The organism is Sphingobacterium sp. UBA7855 (assembly GCA_002500745.1).
In the GTDB taxonomy this organism is placed as follows: Bacteria; Bacteroidota; Bacteroidia; order Sphingobacteriales; family Sphingobacteriaceae; genus Sphingobacterium.
This window is the reverse complement of the sequence record DLST01000016.1, coordinates 49,504-64,710: the sequence shown is the minus strand read 5'-3', so window position 1 is coordinate 64,710 and position 15,207 is coordinate 49,504. Positions and strand designations below refer to the sequence as shown.

General features: G+C 40.0%; 16 protein-coding genes. 10 read left to right on the top strand and 6 right to left on the bottom strand.

The genetic code is table 11. The features are described 5' to 3' along the window. Position 1 precedes the first annotated feature (1 nt). From hisB to B2107_RS14025, 6 genes are all read right to left on the bottom strand, one after another. Positions 2–1,141, bottom strand: a complete 1,140-nt coding sequence (hisB, locus tag B2107_RS14050) for a bifunctional histidinol-phosphatase/imidazoleglycerol-phosphate dehydratase HisB (RefSeq protein ID WP_293956275.1) — start codon at positions 1,139–1,141, stop codon at positions 2–4. Between the two features lie 4 nt (positions 1,142–1,145). Then, on the bottom strand, positions 1,146–2,204 hold the full coding sequence (hisC, locus tag B2107_RS14045; RefSeq protein ID WP_293956274.1) for a histidinol-phosphate transaminase: 1,059 nt from the start codon (positions 2,202–2,204) through the stop codon (positions 1,146–1,148). 82 nt (positions 2,205–2,286) lie between these two features. Then, positions 2,287–3,198 (bottom strand): ribonuclease Z, encoded by a 912-nt coding sequence (locus B2107_RS14040; protein ID WP_293956518.1) that lies wholly within the window; start codon positions 3,196–3,198, stop codon positions 2,287–2,289. A 1-nt stretch (position 3,199) separates the two neighbouring features. Then, positions 3,200–3,580, bottom strand: coding sequence for an STAS domain-containing protein (locus tag B2107_RS14035; protein WP_046672339.1), 381 nt, complete (start codon positions 3,578–3,580; stop codon positions 3,200–3,202). 33 nt (positions 3,581–3,613) lie between these two features. Continuing rightward, positions 3,614–4,564, bottom strand: coding sequence for a phosphoribosylaminoimidazolesuccinocarboxamide synthase (locus B2107_RS14030; RefSeq protein WP_293956517.1), 951 nt, complete (start codon positions 4,562–4,564; stop codon positions 3,614–3,616). Positions 4,565–4,713: 149 nt separating this feature from the next. Further along, positions 4,714–5,679 carry a PhoH family protein gene (locus tag B2107_RS14025; RefSeq protein WP_293956273.1) on the bottom strand — a complete coding sequence of 322 codons (966 nt, stop codon included), beginning with the start codon at positions 5,677–5,679 and terminating at the stop codon, positions 4,714–4,716. A 352-nt stretch (positions 5,680–6,031) separates the two neighbouring features. On the opposite strand from B2107_RS14025, the gene B2107_RS14020 reads away from it, so the two are divergent. From B2107_RS14020 to lptC, 10 genes are all read left to right on the top strand, one after another. After that, entirely contained in the window at positions 6,032–6,829 is a 798-nt protein-coding gene (locus B2107_RS14020; RefSeq protein ID WP_293956272.1) for an SAM hydrolase/SAM-dependent halogenase family protein, read from the top strand. 317 nt (positions 6,830–7,146) lie between these two features. Then, a complete protein-coding gene (locus B2107_RS14015) occupies positions 7,147–7,707 on the top strand; it encodes a hypothetical protein (RefSeq protein WP_293956271.1) in 561 nt (186 codons plus the stop codon). Positions 7,708–7,871: 164 nt separating this feature from the next. Next, complete coding sequence (locus tag B2107_RS14010) at positions 7,872–9,707, top strand: ABC transporter ATP-binding protein (protein ID WP_293956269.1); 1,836 nt, start codon at positions 7,872–7,874, stop codon at positions 9,705–9,707. Positions 9,708–9,810: 103 nt separating this feature from the next. Next, positions 9,811–10,209, top strand: a complete 399-nt coding sequence (locus tag B2107_RS14005; protein ID WP_293956268.1) for a hypothetical protein — start codon at positions 9,811–9,813, stop codon at positions 10,207–10,209. Positions 10,210–10,287: 78 nt separating this feature from the next. Then, positions 10,288–10,947, top strand: a complete 660-nt coding sequence (locus B2107_RS14000; protein ID WP_293956267.1) for a heme exporter protein CcmB — start codon at positions 10,288–10,290, stop codon at positions 10,945–10,947. Between the two features lie 37 nt (positions 10,948–10,984). Then, a complete protein-coding gene (gene ccsA, locus B2107_RS13995; protein WP_293956266.1) occupies positions 10,985–11,647 on the top strand; it encodes a cytochrome c biogenesis protein CcsA in 663 nt (220 codons plus the stop codon). 146 nt (positions 11,648–11,793) lie between these two features. Continuing rightward, on the top strand, positions 11,794–12,003 hold the full coding sequence (locus B2107_RS13990) for a CcmD family protein (RefSeq protein WP_046672332.1): 210 nt from the start codon (positions 11,794–11,796) through the stop codon (positions 12,001–12,003). A gap of 18 nt (positions 12,004–12,021) precedes the next feature. Then, positions 12,022–13,005 (top strand): DUF6427 family protein, encoded by a 984-nt coding sequence (locus B2107_RS13985; protein WP_293956265.1) that lies wholly within the window; start codon positions 12,022–12,024, stop codon positions 13,003–13,005. 175 nt (positions 13,006–13,180) lie between these two features. Next, positions 13,181–14,506, top strand: a complete 1,326-nt coding sequence (locus B2107_RS13980; RefSeq protein ID WP_293956264.1) for a hypothetical protein — start codon at positions 13,181–13,183, stop codon at positions 14,504–14,506. Then, on the top strand, positions 14,472–15,140 hold the full coding sequence (gene lptC, locus B2107_RS13975) for an LPS export ABC transporter periplasmic protein LptC (protein WP_293879497.1): 669 nt from the start codon (positions 14,472–14,474) through the stop codon (positions 15,138–15,140). The genes B2107_RS13980 and lptC overlap by 35 nt, the downstream gene beginning before the upstream one ends. The last annotated feature ends 67 nt before the right edge of the window (positions 15,141–15,207 follow it).

The window sequence follows — 15,207 nt, the reverse complement described above, 5'->3', positions numbered from 1 at the left end:
TTTACAATACTCCCTTCGTACTTGGCAACTGCATGTGATCAGCATCGCGTCTCACCGCTTTCTTGATGGATTTAGCAAAAGCTTTGAAGATTGCTTCGATCTTATGATGCTCATTTTCGCCTTCTGCTTTTATATTTAAATTCGATCGCGAAGCGTCCGAAAAGGATTTAAAGAAATGAAAAAACATCTCTGTAGGCATATCGCCAATTTTTTCCCTTTTAAAAGCTGCATCCCATACAATCCAGTTTCGACCACCAAAATCCAATGCAACCTGAGCCAAACAATCATCCATCGGTAATGTATACGAATAACGTTCAATACCGCGCTTATCACCAAGGGCTTTCAAAAATACCTCCCCCAAAGCGATACCTGTATCTTCGATGGTATGATGTTCGTCTATATGAAGATCCCCTTTCGCCTTAATGGTCAAGTCTAATGCCCCATGTCTAGCCAATTGATCCAACATATGGTCAAAAAACGGCAGTCCTGTCTCAATGTCTGACTTACCCGAACCGTCCAAATTCAACTGAATAAAAATATCTGTTTCGTTAGTCTTACGATGATGTTCGGCGGTACGCGTGCCCAATTTAAGAAATTCATATACGGTCTTCCAATCTGTTGTTTCTAAAGCTATAACAGTTGAATCGATCGCTAAGTTTTCCAAAGCACCTAATTGATCGTTAGCACGTAGCCAAATTGCCTTTGCGCCGAGGTTTTGTGCCAGTTTAACATCGTTTACACGATCACCAATAACAAAAGACTGGCTCAAATCATATTTTGATGCATCAAAATAATCCCCCAACATACCTATCCCCGGCTTACGCGTGTCTGCATTTTCATATGGAAAAGTTTTATCGATATGCTCTTTGGCAAATACCACCCCTTCCCCTGCAAACGTATCAATCACAAAACGATGGACTGGCCAGAAATTTTCTTCCGGATGGGAAGACGTTCCTAAACCATCTTGGTTGGAAACCAAGATCAATTCGAAATCCAGTTCCTTTGCGATACGTGGCAGATACTGCAAGGCACCAGGATAGAATTTTAATTTGGCAAAAGAATCAATTTGTTCATCTTCTGGTTCCAAAATTAATGTTCCGTCTCGGTCTATAAACAGTACACGTTTTAAGTTATCAGGCATAGTATTATTTATTGATTTGATTAAGTTTTTCTAATAATGTTTGATTTTCAGCCGGTGTACCAACAGTGATCCGCAAACATCCGTCACATAATTCGACTTTAGACCGGTCCCTCACGATGATTCCATATTGAACCAAATAGTCGTAAACTTCCCGAGGTTGATCCATTTTGACCAAAATAAAGTTAGCATCCGAAGGTGTAATATGATGCACATAATCCAGTTCAAGCAGTTCGCGCACGAGTTTTTCGCGTTCCGCTACGGTTTCTTTGATCCAGTCATTGACTTGATCCACCTGATCCAAAGCTTCCAGTACAATATCTTGTGTGGCCTGGTTAATGTTATATGGAGGTTTAATTTTATTGTAAACAGCTATAATCTCCTTACTCGCAAAAGCCATACCCAAGCGTAAGGCTGCCAAGCCCCAGGCTTTGGACAATGTCTGCAACACAACTAAATTGGGGTATTCTGCCAATTCTTGTGTAAATGATTTTACAGCGGAAAAATTGATGTAAGCTTCGTCCACAATCACCAGCCCCTGAAAATTATTCAGGATCGTTTCAATGTCCTGACGACGGATTGAGTTTCCGGTTGGGTTATTCGGAGAACAGATAAAAATTAGTTTCGTATGAGCGTCTATTGCATTGGCAATACCCTCCAAATCCAATTGATAATCTGCGGTAAGGTTGACTTTCCTACAGGCAACATCATTGATGTTGGCAGAAACTTCATACATACCATAGGTTGGTGGAACTAAAATCACATTATCCACACCGGGCGTACAAAAAGCACGATATAAAATATCAATTGCTTCATCGCTTCCATTTCCCAAAAAGATATTTTCTGCTGGTACGCCTTTTATTTTAGAAAGCTTTGCTTTGAGTTGATGTTGGAGAGGATCTGGGTATCGGTTGTAATCATGGCTTAGTGGGGATCCAAAAGGATTTTCATTGGCATCGATCAATATGGATGCCTCCCCTTTAAATTCATCTCTTGCGGATGAATAAGGTACGAGCTTCTTAATATTTTCCCGTAATAGATTGTTTAAGTTGAATGGATTATCCATTATAAAAAAATTAGAGCCGTAAACTTAGATAAATTGTTCATCATATGCAATATAATAAGCAATTATTCATCGGAGCGCTTATTTATACTGAAAACCATGTACCCTCTATCGAAAGCTCTGTATTGGGGAATACCGACCTCGCTTCTTCCAATAATGGCTGTAAATCTCTATATCGTGCTGAATAATGACCCAACAGCAATTTTTTGGCATGGGTTTCTTTTGCTATCTCGCCGGCTTCAAAGGCTGTTGTGTGAAATGTCTCTTTAGCACGATCCACCATATCATGTAAGAATGTAGACTCATGATACATGAGATTTGCTTTCTGAACAAAAGGGAGATAATCTGCTGTACGTACCGTGTCCGAACAATAGACATAGCTGCGCGACAGTGGTGCAGGAAGACTTAACTCATCTGCAGCATATACTTTACCGCTTTCGTCGACATAATCCATCCCCTTTTTTATCACAGGATAATAAACGGTAGGAATATTCAAGGCTTGTACCACATCGGCAAGTAAGGTTCTTGCCCGCGGCCCTTCATCAAAGCGAAATCCCGTACAAGCAATTCGATGTTTGAGCGGGAATGTACTGACCCTTAATGTCCTATTCTCAAAAATAACACCCGGTGCGTCAGGTGAAATTGGATGAAAAACAAGGTTATAGCGTAAAACAGTTTCAGAATGTAGAAACTGTAAGTCTAAGATTTCTTTTAACGCGGCAGGACCATACAGATGGAGATCACTTTTTCTGCCGACAAGATGCATGGATGACAGCAAACCCACCAAGCCCAAATAATGATCTCCATGTAAATGGCTAATAAATATATGTCCGATACGATTGCTCTTGATACCATATCTGCTGAGCTGCATCTGTGTGCCTTCTCCGCAATCGATCAAAAACAATTGCTCATTAAAGTTCAACACCTGGCTGGTCGGATGACGATCAAACATCGGCGTCGCTGAGCTATTTCCTAATATCAGAACTTCAAACTTCATATTAATCCTCGATTGCCCCCCGATATTCAGATTCCAGTTCATGCGCAAAGATTAAATCTTCAGCAACCTTTAAAGATGGTGCAATCTTTAGCGATTTGTCCAAATGCGAAACACGAACCATATCCATTAATGTAGGACAGAGATTTACCAAAATGAATATGCCACCAACCGATTGACACAACCGATGTGCGAGTACCCCTAAACGGATCCCCACCTCGTCCGTCTGCTTAACGTGGATCATATCCAAAACAATATTCCGTTGTCCAATCGTATTCCGCAACAAAAACTCTCCTTTGAGTTTAGCTGCATTATCCGCATCTATCACATCGACATGAGGTTCTATGACAATATAGCGATCGTGTTTATCAATGGTATACTTCATGAGTTGATCTCCTTTATTTGAGGATACAATGTACTAATAATTTAGCGCTTTTAAGGCGTTTGCCACATTTCTTTCTACCCGTTCAAGCACATTTTCCTGTTCTGGGTAAACAAACTTTTCTCCGACAATATGTTCGTATAGTTCAATATAGCGCTCAGAAATGGAAGCTACAATCTCATCCGTCATTTCTGGAACAGTTTGTCCGTCCTTTCCTTGAAAACCGTTTTCGATTAACCATTTCCGTACAAACTCCTTTGATAGTTGCTTTTGTGGCTCATTTCGATCTTGGCGTTCTTGATAACCTTCGGCATAAAAATAACGCGAGGAATCCGGTGTATGAATTTCGTCAATCAACACGATTTGACCATCTTTTTTACCAAACTCATATTTCGTATCCACCAATATTAAACCGCGTTGTGCTGCAATTTCAGTTCCTCTTTGGAATAAAGCTTTGGTATATTGCTCGAGCTGAACATAATCCTCTTCGCTTACGATGCCCTTATTCAAAATATCAGCACGTGAGATGTCCTCATCGTGTCCGACCGCTGCTTTCGTTGTCGGCGTAATAATAGGTTCAGGCAACTTGTCGTTTTCCTTTAACCCTTCTGGCAATGATTCTCCACAAACTTCACGTTTACCTGCCGCATATTCACGCCAGGCATGGCCAGATAAATAACCACGGATAACCATTTCCACTTTAAACGGCTCACACATTTGGCCAATGGTCACACTTGGGTCCGGCACAGATACCACCCAGTTTGGAATAATATCAGCAGTAGCCTTTAAAAATTTGGCTGCAATTTGATTCAGAACTTGCCCCTTATACGGAATAGGACGTGGAAGCACCACATCGAATGCTGAAATACGGTCGGAAGCTACCATTGCCAAATACGTATTGGCAATCGTATACACATCACGTACCTTTCCTCTGTAAAAAGCAGTCTGGTTTTCAAAATTAAAATTTGTTTCTTTTATAGCATTCATGTTCAAAGTAAAATACACCTGTAAATAATTATTATAATCTGCGAATGGCGCCTTCATGCCAGGCAGGATTATACAGCATTTATTTTATGAGCTCGCTGTACTCATTTATTTCTAGCGGAAAACAACACCTTACTTTCGGTATCAGCCTATTAAATATCGCCGTATGCTTCTAAAATGCGGCGCACCAATTTATGCCGTACCACATCTCCACCGCTGAGGTGAACAATATCTATCCCTTCGATATTGTCTAATAAGCGAATCGCCGTTGACAATCCCGACTGATTTTTCTTCGGCAAATCCACTTGTGTCATATCACCAGTAACAATAAATTTGGCCGTAGGCCCCATCCGCGTTAAAAACATCTTCAACTGCATATCTGTTGCATTCTGAGCTTCATCCAAAATGACAAAACAGTTGTCGAGCGTACGTCCCCGCATAAACGCCAATGGTGCCACCTCGATGGTGCGGTTTTCCAAATAACCTTTGAGTTTTTCGGCAGGAATCATATCATCCAAGGCATCATAAAGGGGTCTCAAATAAGGATCTACTTTTTCCTTTAAATCGCCCGGAAGAAATCCCAGATTCTCTCCCGCTTCAACAGCTGGCCGCGTCAAAATGATCCTTTTGATTTCTTTATTCCGGAGTGCCCTAACAGCCAAAGCAACGGCAGTATAGGTTTTTCCCGTTCCTGCCGGTCCGATAGCAAATAAGATATCATTTTTGGAAATACTATCCACCATCTTCCGCTGGTTGGGGGTACGTGCACGTACAATCAGACCATTAGGCCCATATACGATTGGTTCGGATCCAAAAGCAGCATTTTTGGAAGCGAGTTCCTTTTCCTGTTGAGCGGCAGAACCTGCACTTGCTCCCAGCAGATTTTCAAAATCCAACAAGGTAATGTTGTTAAATTTCTCCAAATGGGCCACAACTTCCTGAAAAGAGTGTTCAAACAGGTCCAATTCCTTCGCATCTCCTAGCACTTTCATTTCACTTCCGCGAGCTACAATCCGCAGTTTAGGGAATTGCTTCTTCAAATAATCGAAGTGCTCATTGTCTGCTCCCCATAATATGGGCAAATTCAGACCATCTAATGCAATTAGTAATTCGTTCAAATTTTATCTATTTAGAATTAATTAGATTGTAGCCATTACACAATATCATTGCTGTATAACACTATTCAAAATTAACGTATTCTAACGAAACCACCAAGAATATAGCGCGTACAAACAACGAGAATAAGAATGCATATTTGGAGGGCAATGTCTAAGGTGCAAACATGTCAATATACGTGAAATTTATGCTATGTCGGTGTATATCAACCGAAAAGAAAAGATAATCAAAATAAGTTCTCCAATTAGCTTTACAAATCACCTGATAAATAGTAATTTTGTTCTCTATTTGGATAAATTACGGGGTATATTTTACGGGAATTCGACAGCAATTCAATCTAGGATTTAGATTATAATGGCAGTAATTACATTAACAACAGACTTAGGACATAAAGATTTTTATCAAGCAGCGCTAAAGGGGAGTCTTTTAACGCAGTTATCTGATGCCAATATTGTTGATATTACTCATGAGATCCCAGCATTTAATATTCCTCGAGCCGCTTTTGTATTGGGAAATGCTTATCATTATTTCCCCAAAGGGACTGTCCATATCATCGGGATCAACACCTTATTTCATGAAGAATCCAGGTATATCGGCATGAAATATAATGATCACTATTTTGTTGGAGCCGACAACGGTATCTTCAGCCTATTGTTGAATGGCAATGAGCCGCAAGAACTCTACGAACTCAACTTAATGCAGGATTTGCGGTATCTACATTTTCCATTAGCAGACATTCTATCTAAATCTGCTTGTCACATCGCAAAAGGCGGAAAACTCAAAGATGTCGGAACGCCAATGCAACAGCTGATTGAAAAAGTGACCTTGCAGCCTATCTTTGATAAAGATATGATTAGAGGCAATGTCATTTATGTGGATGCCTTTGGCAATGCCATCACCAACATCTCCAAAGATTTATTCAATAAGGTACAGAAAGGACGGCAGTTTGTACTCTACTTCAAACGCAATGAAACCATCACCAACCTTTCCTGGCACTACAACGAAGTAGGCGAAGGGGAAAAACTGTGCTTATTCGGCATTTCCAACTATCTCGAAATCGCCATCAATAAAGGCAATGCAAGCCAGCTCCTTGGACTTCATGACGATGACTCCAACGTAATTCGCATAGAATTTAAGGATTCCGTATCGTAAAACAATTATCAAGCGTCAACCCGCGGTCATCGCTACTAGTAATCGCTTCGCTATCTGTTCGCAACTGCTTCGCCCCTTATTCGGGGCCGCTCCACGCTGCGCCCACTGATTGCCCACCTTGGGTCCACTGATTAGGTGGACAATCAGTGGGCCCAAGGTGTAACCAAGGTAGCCAATTTCCGAACAAAGGGCGAACAGATGGCGAACGAAGGGCGAAGTCAGCTACGACCGGATTACAAGCACGATAATAAAACAAAATCTTACCGCAAACGTTAGTTTTAAATTAGATATTTGATTATACAAATTGTTCAACATACATGAGATCTATAAAACTACTTTTTCTGCTCACAATTCTATCCGGCTTCCTGAAACAAGTCAACGCTCAAACCAATCCAGATTCCAGCGCTTACGAAGTACAGCGGAACCATGTAAACGAACTACTCAATGCCCGACAACAGAAATTTGGTGCTTATGACACCAGTCTGACCAAAAAAACGGGCCTTTTTGGTCTATTTAAATCAAAAGGAGACATGCAAAAGAGTATCGACATCCTTAAAGATATTGTGATTACCGATAATAATATCTTTCTTGAAACACAAAAACTTCTTAAAATCAAAGATTTCGAAAAAGACAAATTTCAGCAGCTGGCAATAGATTATGACAAACAGGTTTCTGCTTACATCGGCACCATTAGCAAGCTTCAGAAAGAAAACGAAAAATTGCGTAGCCAAGTTGACAAAACATCAGGTAATGGAGGTATAAGCACTATTCTCCTTTATATTGCTTTACTTGTAATCGGGGTCTTAGGCTATCTACTCTACACGGCCAAAGCTAAACAATCCGTGCAAAGCAAGCCTTTACGGAACGACAAAATATAGGATACAATAGGTAAATGCCTGGATTGACACCATAGCCAACAAGTTAAACAGCCATTGGATAATAAAAAGTCAGCCTATTGGTGAAAAAATTGACTATAGTATGATAGCAAATTGTTTTTAATCTCGTTACATTTGTCCTCGCAACAAAATTTGAAGTAGCGGATATGGCAAGAGGATTCAACAGCGGCAATAAACAAGAAGAGGATCTACCAAAACCAAAATTGAATAAGGAGCTCCTGTTGAGAGCTGCAAAATTATTGACCTATTTAAAACCTTATCGGTTTAAATTTGGAATAGGCATGTTTTTCTTGGTATTATCCAGTTTAGCCATGTTAGCTTTCCCAGCGCTGCTTGGGGCAATGATCGATGCTGCTCAAGGTAAGCAAAAATATCTCTGGCTTCCTCCAGAAGTATATTACATCGGTGGCATTGCATTTATTATATTATCTTTTCTGTCAGTCGTTTCTTTTTTTCGCATCCGTATTTTTGTTGAAATTGCAGAACGTACATTGGCGGCCCTCCGCAAGGATACTTATCTAAAACTGATTTCCTTACCGATCGAATTTTTTGCCAACCGTCGTGTTGGGGAATTAAACAGCCGGCTGTCTGCAGATCTTTCGCAGATCCAGGATACCTTGACCACCACACTAGCTGAAATCCTAAGGCAGTTGATCAGTCTTTGTTTTGGTGTTTTCCTATTGGTTTGGGTATCGCCCAAGCTTGCTCTCATGAATCTTTGTATTTTACCGATCATCGTTGTGGCGGCCATCATCTTTGGAAAATTTATCCGCGAACTATCGAGACAGGCCCAAGACAAAATGGCTGAATCAAACAGTATCGTTCAGGAGACTTTATTAGGGATCAGCAATGTGAAGGCTTTTGTCAATGAATATTTCGAGTTCAACCGTTATAGCAGACAGATGGATTCTGTCGTCCAACTTGCCGTCAAAGGGGCAACTTTTCGGGGTGCATTTGCTTCATTTATCATCTTCTGTATTTTTGGGGCAGTAATCGCTGTTATATGGTATGGAGCAGCATTAGTTGCTATCCACGAAATGACTGTCGGCGACCTGACGACCTACATCCTATACTCGATGTTTGTTGCAGGATCCATGGGCAGTTTTCCTGAACTCTACGCCAATATCCAACGCTCCTTAGGGGCAAGTGAACGCATTTTGGAAATTTTGGATGAACCTCAAGAAAACCTCAATGTGAAGCCGAATTGTAAAGAAGTTCACCAAATAATGACCGGCAAACTAAGCTTCAATCATGTTTCCTTTGCCTACCCAAGTCGTCCCGATATTGAAATTCTAAAAGACATCAACTTTACAGCCCATGCAGGAGATAAAATTGCCATAGTCGGACCAAGTGGTACAGGAAAATCAACAATCGCTTCATTGATCTTACAATTCTACACGGTCAATACAGGTGAAGTCTGCTACGACGACAGACCAGCATCCGATTTCACATTAAGCGATATCCGTAATCAGGTCGCTATTGTACCGCAGGATGTATTGCTGTTTGGAGGAACTATACGCGAAAATATTGCGTATGGCAAACTCGATGCATCAGAAGACGAAGTTATTGCCGCTGCTAAACGTGCCAATGCACACCAATTTATCCTGAATTTCCCGGAAGGCTATAACACGCTCGTTGGGGAACGTGGCGTTAAACTCTCTGGCGGGCAACGCCAGCGAATAGCTATTGCACGCGCACTGTTAAAAGACCCTGCCATTCTTATCTTAGACGAGGCCACTTCATCACTAGATTCAGAATCTGAGCGCCAGGTACAAGAGGCATTGGAAGAATTAATGCGCGGACGTACTTCGATTATCATTGCGCATAGATTATCTACCATCATCGATGCCGATAAAATTATCGTTGTCGAAAACGGCATCGTATCGGAAAGCGGCACCCACTTTGAGCTGCTCCAAAAAGAAAGCGGCCTCTATCAACACCTCTACAACCTCCAATCGAAACAGCAAAAGATCGATATGTAAAATTTTGTTAATTATTGATTCTTTTTAAACAAAATCACCCTGTGATTGTTCATTTGGTATCATACTTGATTATCATTTGAATATATAACAAAATAGAGGAATTATGAAAAATAGCAAAAATGGATTAGTAGCATTTGCTTTGGTAGGATTGGCTGCGGGAGCTGCTGCATGGTATCTTTTAGGAACTGATGACGGAAAAAAACAGTTAGATCGTGCAAATGATGGCATTAAGAGCTTAACTAAATCATTGAAAGATCTTTCTAAGAAAGAAGCTAAGAAAGCACAAAAATTAGCCAATAAAGCTTCATCTGAATTAGATAATTTAAAATCGAAAGCTCAGGCTGCCTTCAACAAGGCGACAGAGGATGCGGATGCACTAAAAAACAAGGCGAAAGAAGCTGGCAGAGAAGCTTTAGAACACGCTAACGGCGCAGCTCAAAACTTGGCAAGCAAAATCGATGATACAACTGATGCTGCGAAGTCTAAAATTTCTAACGTATAAGTAAAAATAACGTCTTTTTTAGGAATTGATGTTGCTGGTCACTATCGTGGTTAAAATACATTTGTATCTTTGCTGCATATGACGTTGATGCAACAAGTAAAAACTTTAATTCGGAAAGACATCATTCTGGAATGGCGTTCAAAATATGCTATTAACGGAATTCTACTATATGTCGTATCAACTGTTTTCGTCTGCTATCAAGCATTTAAATCAGTTGATACGACTACTTGGAATGCATTGTTTTGGATTATTATGCTTTTCGCTTCAATCAATGCGATCAACAAAAGCTTCGTCCAAGAAAACCCCAACCGTCAACTGTACTACTACTCACTAGTTGATCCTAGAGCGATCATTTTAGCAAAAATCATCTACAATATGATGGTGATGATACTATTGGCTACCATCGCCTATTTTGTGTATTCAACCATTTTCAAAAATCCCATCGGCGATCCGATACTCTACTTCTTATCGGTCATGCTCGGAAGCATTAGCTTTTCCACTGTATTTACCATGATTTCTGGAATTAGCTCCAAAGCAGGAAACAACAGTACGCTAATGGCAATACTTAGTTTTCCAGCAATTATCCCCCTATTGATCGTCTTAATAAAGCTATCTCGCAATGCAATTGAAGGTTTGGAAAGAGCTTCAAGCAGTAAAGAAATAATCGTATTACTCGCAATTAATGTAATCACCATCACTATTTCTTTGTTGTTATTTCCGTACCTTTGGCGAGATTAAATAGAAGCATTGACGAAAAACTAAATTCAATATAACCATGAGAAAAAAATGGTGGAAAGTATTAGCGGTAGTGATTATCTGTGGTGTTATTATTAATGGGCTTTTAGGCCCTGTTCCCCGTCTATTTATCCTACATGAAAGCATACGTAATGTCTATTTTCATGTTCCGATGTGGTTTGCTATGATTTCGATGTATTTGGTTTCTGTAGTATACAGCATTAAATACCTCAATACCGGAAAACAAGCCTATGATCTAATGGCTATAGAGGCCGTAAACACGGGTATCACGTTCTGCTTTTTAGGACTTGCAACGGGTATGCTATGGGCAAATATCACCTGGGGTGAGCCGTGGCCAAACGACCCGAAACTAAATGGCTCTGCGATCGCAACATTGATGTATCTCGCATACCTTGTTCTCCGAAATGCATTGGAAGAAGAACAAAAAAGAGCGAAGATTTCTGCAGTATACAATATTTTTGCCTTTCCGATTATCATTGTACTTATCTATATCTTACCCAAACTAACAGATTCGCTACACCCTGGTAGCGGGGGGAATGGCACATTTGCTGATCTTCAAATGAGTAACGAACTACGCCCGACCTTCTACAGTTCTGTTATTGGATGGATTTTAATAGCCACCTGGATCTGTACTATGCGCTATAGGGTACGCTTGCTCGAAAAGAAAGATTTAAATGCATAGAATTGAATGCTAATCCGATGCTTTGTTTCTAAAATAGAGAAATCGGCTAAAGCTTAATCCATAAAAAACAGGGTATTATATAATTTAAACAACGTGTATCGAATCTTGTATAACACTGAAAGCGATACGAATAATTTTTTAAACAAATGAAAAAAATAACATTGTCAATCGCCTTACTACTCTTATCGACTTTGAGCACATTTGCACAAGATGATGTCGAAATGGCGACTGGGTTACGTAGCGAAGGTAAGATCTACGTTGTTGTATTGGTCATGTTGGTCATTTTTCTAGGTTTGGCTTTCTTTCTTTTCTTGCTCGATCGCCGTATCAGCAAATTGGAAAAAAAGAATAAATAGCACATATTTATCAACACCATGATTATCAGTCAGTTTAGAAATTATTCACCCATTAATATTTTATTTCTATCGCTCGTAGGCTTTGTGCTATGCTTAGGAATATTTTTGCACCTTCCGGATAAACTTGACTCTGTAATTTTTGAACCTGCATTGGGCAATCTATTGGGAGAAAATAATTTAATCAACCTTTCTCCTGCTACCAATGTTTTTATCACGCTGATCTTAACCATCTTCCAGGCGACACTACTCAATCGCATCACAAGCCATTTTAACTTACTCGGGAAACCTAGCTTTCTGGTCGCTTTGATGTACATGACATTGGCCAGCCTGTTTTTACCATTTTTAGTGCTATCTCCAACGCTGATCTGTAATTTTATTTCGATATGGATGTTAAGCAAGTTGCTCTCCTTATATCGGCAGACGGATGTTAAAGCCGAAATGTTTGATCTTGGTATGATTGTAGGCATTGGAAGCTTGGTCTACTTTCCATTCTTAAGCATGTTTGGCTTACTGTGGATAGGATTACTCATTTTCAGACCTTTCAACTGGCGCGAATGGATCACCCCTCTACTCGGCTTGGCCACGGTGTATTTTATCTTGGCGGTAATCTATCTTTGGATGGGCAAAATGGAGCAGTTTTATACGATTTGGCTGCCGTTTACGTACAAATTTCCTACGGCTATCCGTATTCAATTAGTCGACTATCTGGTACTTGTACCGGTCATCTTTACTTTAATACTCTTCTTAATGGTCTTAAAAGACAACTTTTTTAAAAGTGTCGTGCATATTCGCAAGTCATTTCAACTGTTGTTCTTTATGTTATGCCTGGCGGTAGTGTCATTTTACTGGAATAAAAAACTAACTGAAGCCCATTTTTTACTTTGTGCACCTTCTATCGCCATCTATATGGCTTACTATTTCACTTATGCCAAAAAGAAATGGTTTTTTGAGGTCGTATACGCCATTATAACACTCACCATAATCTACTTTCAGTTTTTCTAAAACCCTGTACAATAAGCGTTTAACCTTTTTTAACAAAATCGGCTTAACAAGCTCGCAAAAATTGAATAGTTTTGTATGCGATTAAAAGCAAAGAACATTTAATATCAGAGTCAAATAACTCGAAAATTTCACTAAAACTAAATAAACATTAGTTTCTCAATTTTATAGATTGACCATGCAGAAACGCTTTACAAGCTCTCTAAGAAATAAATCACTCCAACTGTTGTTAGCAGGGGGAATTTTAGCTAGTTCTACTACCGCATTTGCCCAAAAAACGACATCCGCATCACCCTACTCTCAATTTGGACTTGGTCAGATGCGAGAGGATTTATTGCCACAATATAGAGGTATGGGGGGTGTGAATACCGCTATCCGAAGAATCAATGGCGTATACAACACCAACCCGAGCAATCCTGCATCTTACTCTGCCACACAGTTTACCACCTTTGATGCTGGTCTATATGGCAATTACACACAATTAAATTCAACAACCAGATCAGATAACACGGCTGACTTTGCCTTTAGCCACATCACCATGACTTTCCCCATGAAACGATTTGGCGGGATCAGTTTGGGTATTCTTCCCTACTCCGATATTGGTTATCGGACATCTTCAACAGGAACTTCAAATGCTGATCCTTACACGAAAGTTTTCACCGGCGAAGGTGGTTTGACAAAAGCCTATGCTGGTTGGGGGGTACGCATCGTGAAAGGCCTAAGTATCGGTGCCAACATGTCTTATCTATTTGGAACCTTAAATGATTATAGCCGTGTAGAATTTCTCCCTTCATCGGGAGCATTGAATACCCAGCAACAGAATAAACGCGAAATACAAGGTATTATCTTTGATTATGGTTTACAATACGAGCAACCATTAAATAAGGAATATTCACTGACCTTTGGTTACTCTGGTTCATTGAATAATGATATTAAAGAGAGAACAACAATATTTAATACGAGAACTACCCCTTCTTCTGATCCGGACAACCAAAATATCCCGTTGGACAGTACCTTTATTTCTGACCGCAGTAGCAGACATTTGACCCTTCCACTGAAGCATAATGTCGGTATCACGCTTGCGCGTAGCAACCGCTGGTTAGTTGGTGCTGATTTTAAATACGCAGATTGGTCGAGATTTCAGACTAGAAAAGGAGAAAATGAGCTTCGCAAGAATTACGGCGTAGCGATTGGCGGTCAAATTACCCCCGATGTCACTTCGCTTAGGTATTTGAACCGAGTAGATTATCGGCTTGGATTTAGATATAACAAAACGCAATATTTCCTAAGTAACCAAAATATCAACGATATGGCTGTTACTGTTGGTGTTGGTTTCCCGTTTGCAAGAAATCAATTTTCGGGAGCTTTCTCTAAAATAAACTTTTCAGCAGAATTTGGGCAAATGGGCAAAATCAGCAATAGCCTCTTACGTGAACGTTATATTAACTTTAATATAGGCTTTACCTTAAATGACCGCTGGTTTAGAAGAACACAATTTGATTAATCCGATGGTACGCAAGACCTTTGCTTCAACCATAATCCAAAATATATCGCCCCTAGTAATCGTATCTTTACTAGGGGCGCTCTCATTGACCTCCTGTGAACCTGATTTAAAAGAGGTGGACCGGATTGCCAACATGAAAAAGGAAGAGGCGGTCGACATCTCACGTCATGTAGACATCATCTATAGCGATTCGACACGGGTAAAAGCCAATCTTACCGCTCCTGAAATGCGTATCAAACACGATAGTACCGAAGTATACGAATTTCCAAAAAGCATCAAAATCATCTTTTACGATGACAATTTAAAGGAAACGCAACGCATCACCTCCGACCACGCCATTCGTAGGGAAAAAGAGAAGACGACCACTTTCACAAAAAACGTTGTAGTAACGATGGCTGACGGATCTATCATCAAAACTGAAGAAATCATCTATGACGAAAGTCAAGTTGATAGCAACAGCAACAGGATATTTTATAATCACGTTCCGATAACGGCTTTCTTTCGCGATAATCGGGGCAACTTACAGGGGTCATCATTTACTTCAGACAAAGATTTCAAACATGTCAATATAGCAAATGCCACTGGCTACACCATTATCACCAACAACAATCTATTCCCTTCTTTGGGAAAATAATAGGGTTCAAACCTCCCCTATCGATCGTTTGTTTATACGATTAAGTCTTTTATAACGAATCTATTAA

Coding starts and splice junctions, on each gene's coding strand:
- B2107_RS14030 (WP_293956517.1), bottom strand. CDS start 4,564: ATGAATGCTATAAAAGAAACAAATTTTAATTTTGAAAACCAGACTGCT.
- hisC (WP_293956274.1), bottom strand. CDS start 2,204: ATGGATAATCCATTCAACTTAAACAATCTATTACGGGAAAATATTAAG.
- B2107_RS14005 (WP_293956268.1), top strand. CDS start 9,811: ATGAAAAATAGCAAAAATGGATTAGTAGCATTTGCTTTGGTAGGATTG.
- lptC (WP_293879497.1), top strand. CDS start 14,472: ATGACCGCTGGTTTAGAAGAACACAATTTGATTAATCCGATGGTACGC.
- B2107_RS13980 (WP_293956264.1), top strand. CDS start 13,181: ATGCAGAAACGCTTTACAAGCTCTCTAAGAAATAAATCACTCCAACTG.
- hisB (WP_293956275.1), bottom strand. CDS start 1,141: ATGCCTGATAACTTAAAACGTGTACTGTTTATAGACCGAGACGGAACA.
- B2107_RS14015 (WP_293956271.1), top strand. CDS start 7,147: ATGAGATCTATAAAACTACTTTTTCTGCTCACAATTCTATCCGGCTTC.
- B2107_RS13985 (WP_293956265.1), top strand. CDS start 12,022: ATGATTATCAGTCAGTTTAGAAATTATTCACCCATTAATATTTTATTT.
- B2107_RS14000 (WP_293956267.1), top strand. CDS start 10,288: ATGACGTTGATGCAACAAGTAAAAACTTTAATTCGGAAAGACATCATT.
- B2107_RS14020 (WP_293956272.1), top strand. CDS start 6,032: ATGGCAGTAATTACATTAACAACAGACTTAGGACATAAAGATTTTTAT.
- B2107_RS14035 (WP_046672339.1), bottom strand. CDS start 3,580: ATGAAGTATACCATTGATAAACACGATCGCTATATTGTCATAGAACCT.
- B2107_RS13990 (WP_046672332.1), top strand. CDS start 11,794: ATGAAAAAAATAACATTGTCAATCGCCTTACTACTCTTATCGACTTTG.
- ccsA (WP_293956266.1), top strand. CDS start 10,985: ATGAGAAAAAAATGGTGGAAAGTATTAGCGGTAGTGATTATCTGTGGT.
- B2107_RS14010 (WP_293956269.1), top strand. CDS start 7,872: ATGGCAAGAGGATTCAACAGCGGCAATAAACAAGAAGAGGATCTACCA.
- B2107_RS14040 (WP_293956518.1), bottom strand. CDS start 3,198: ATGAAGTTTGAAGTTCTGATATTAGGAAATAGCTCAGCGACGCCGATG.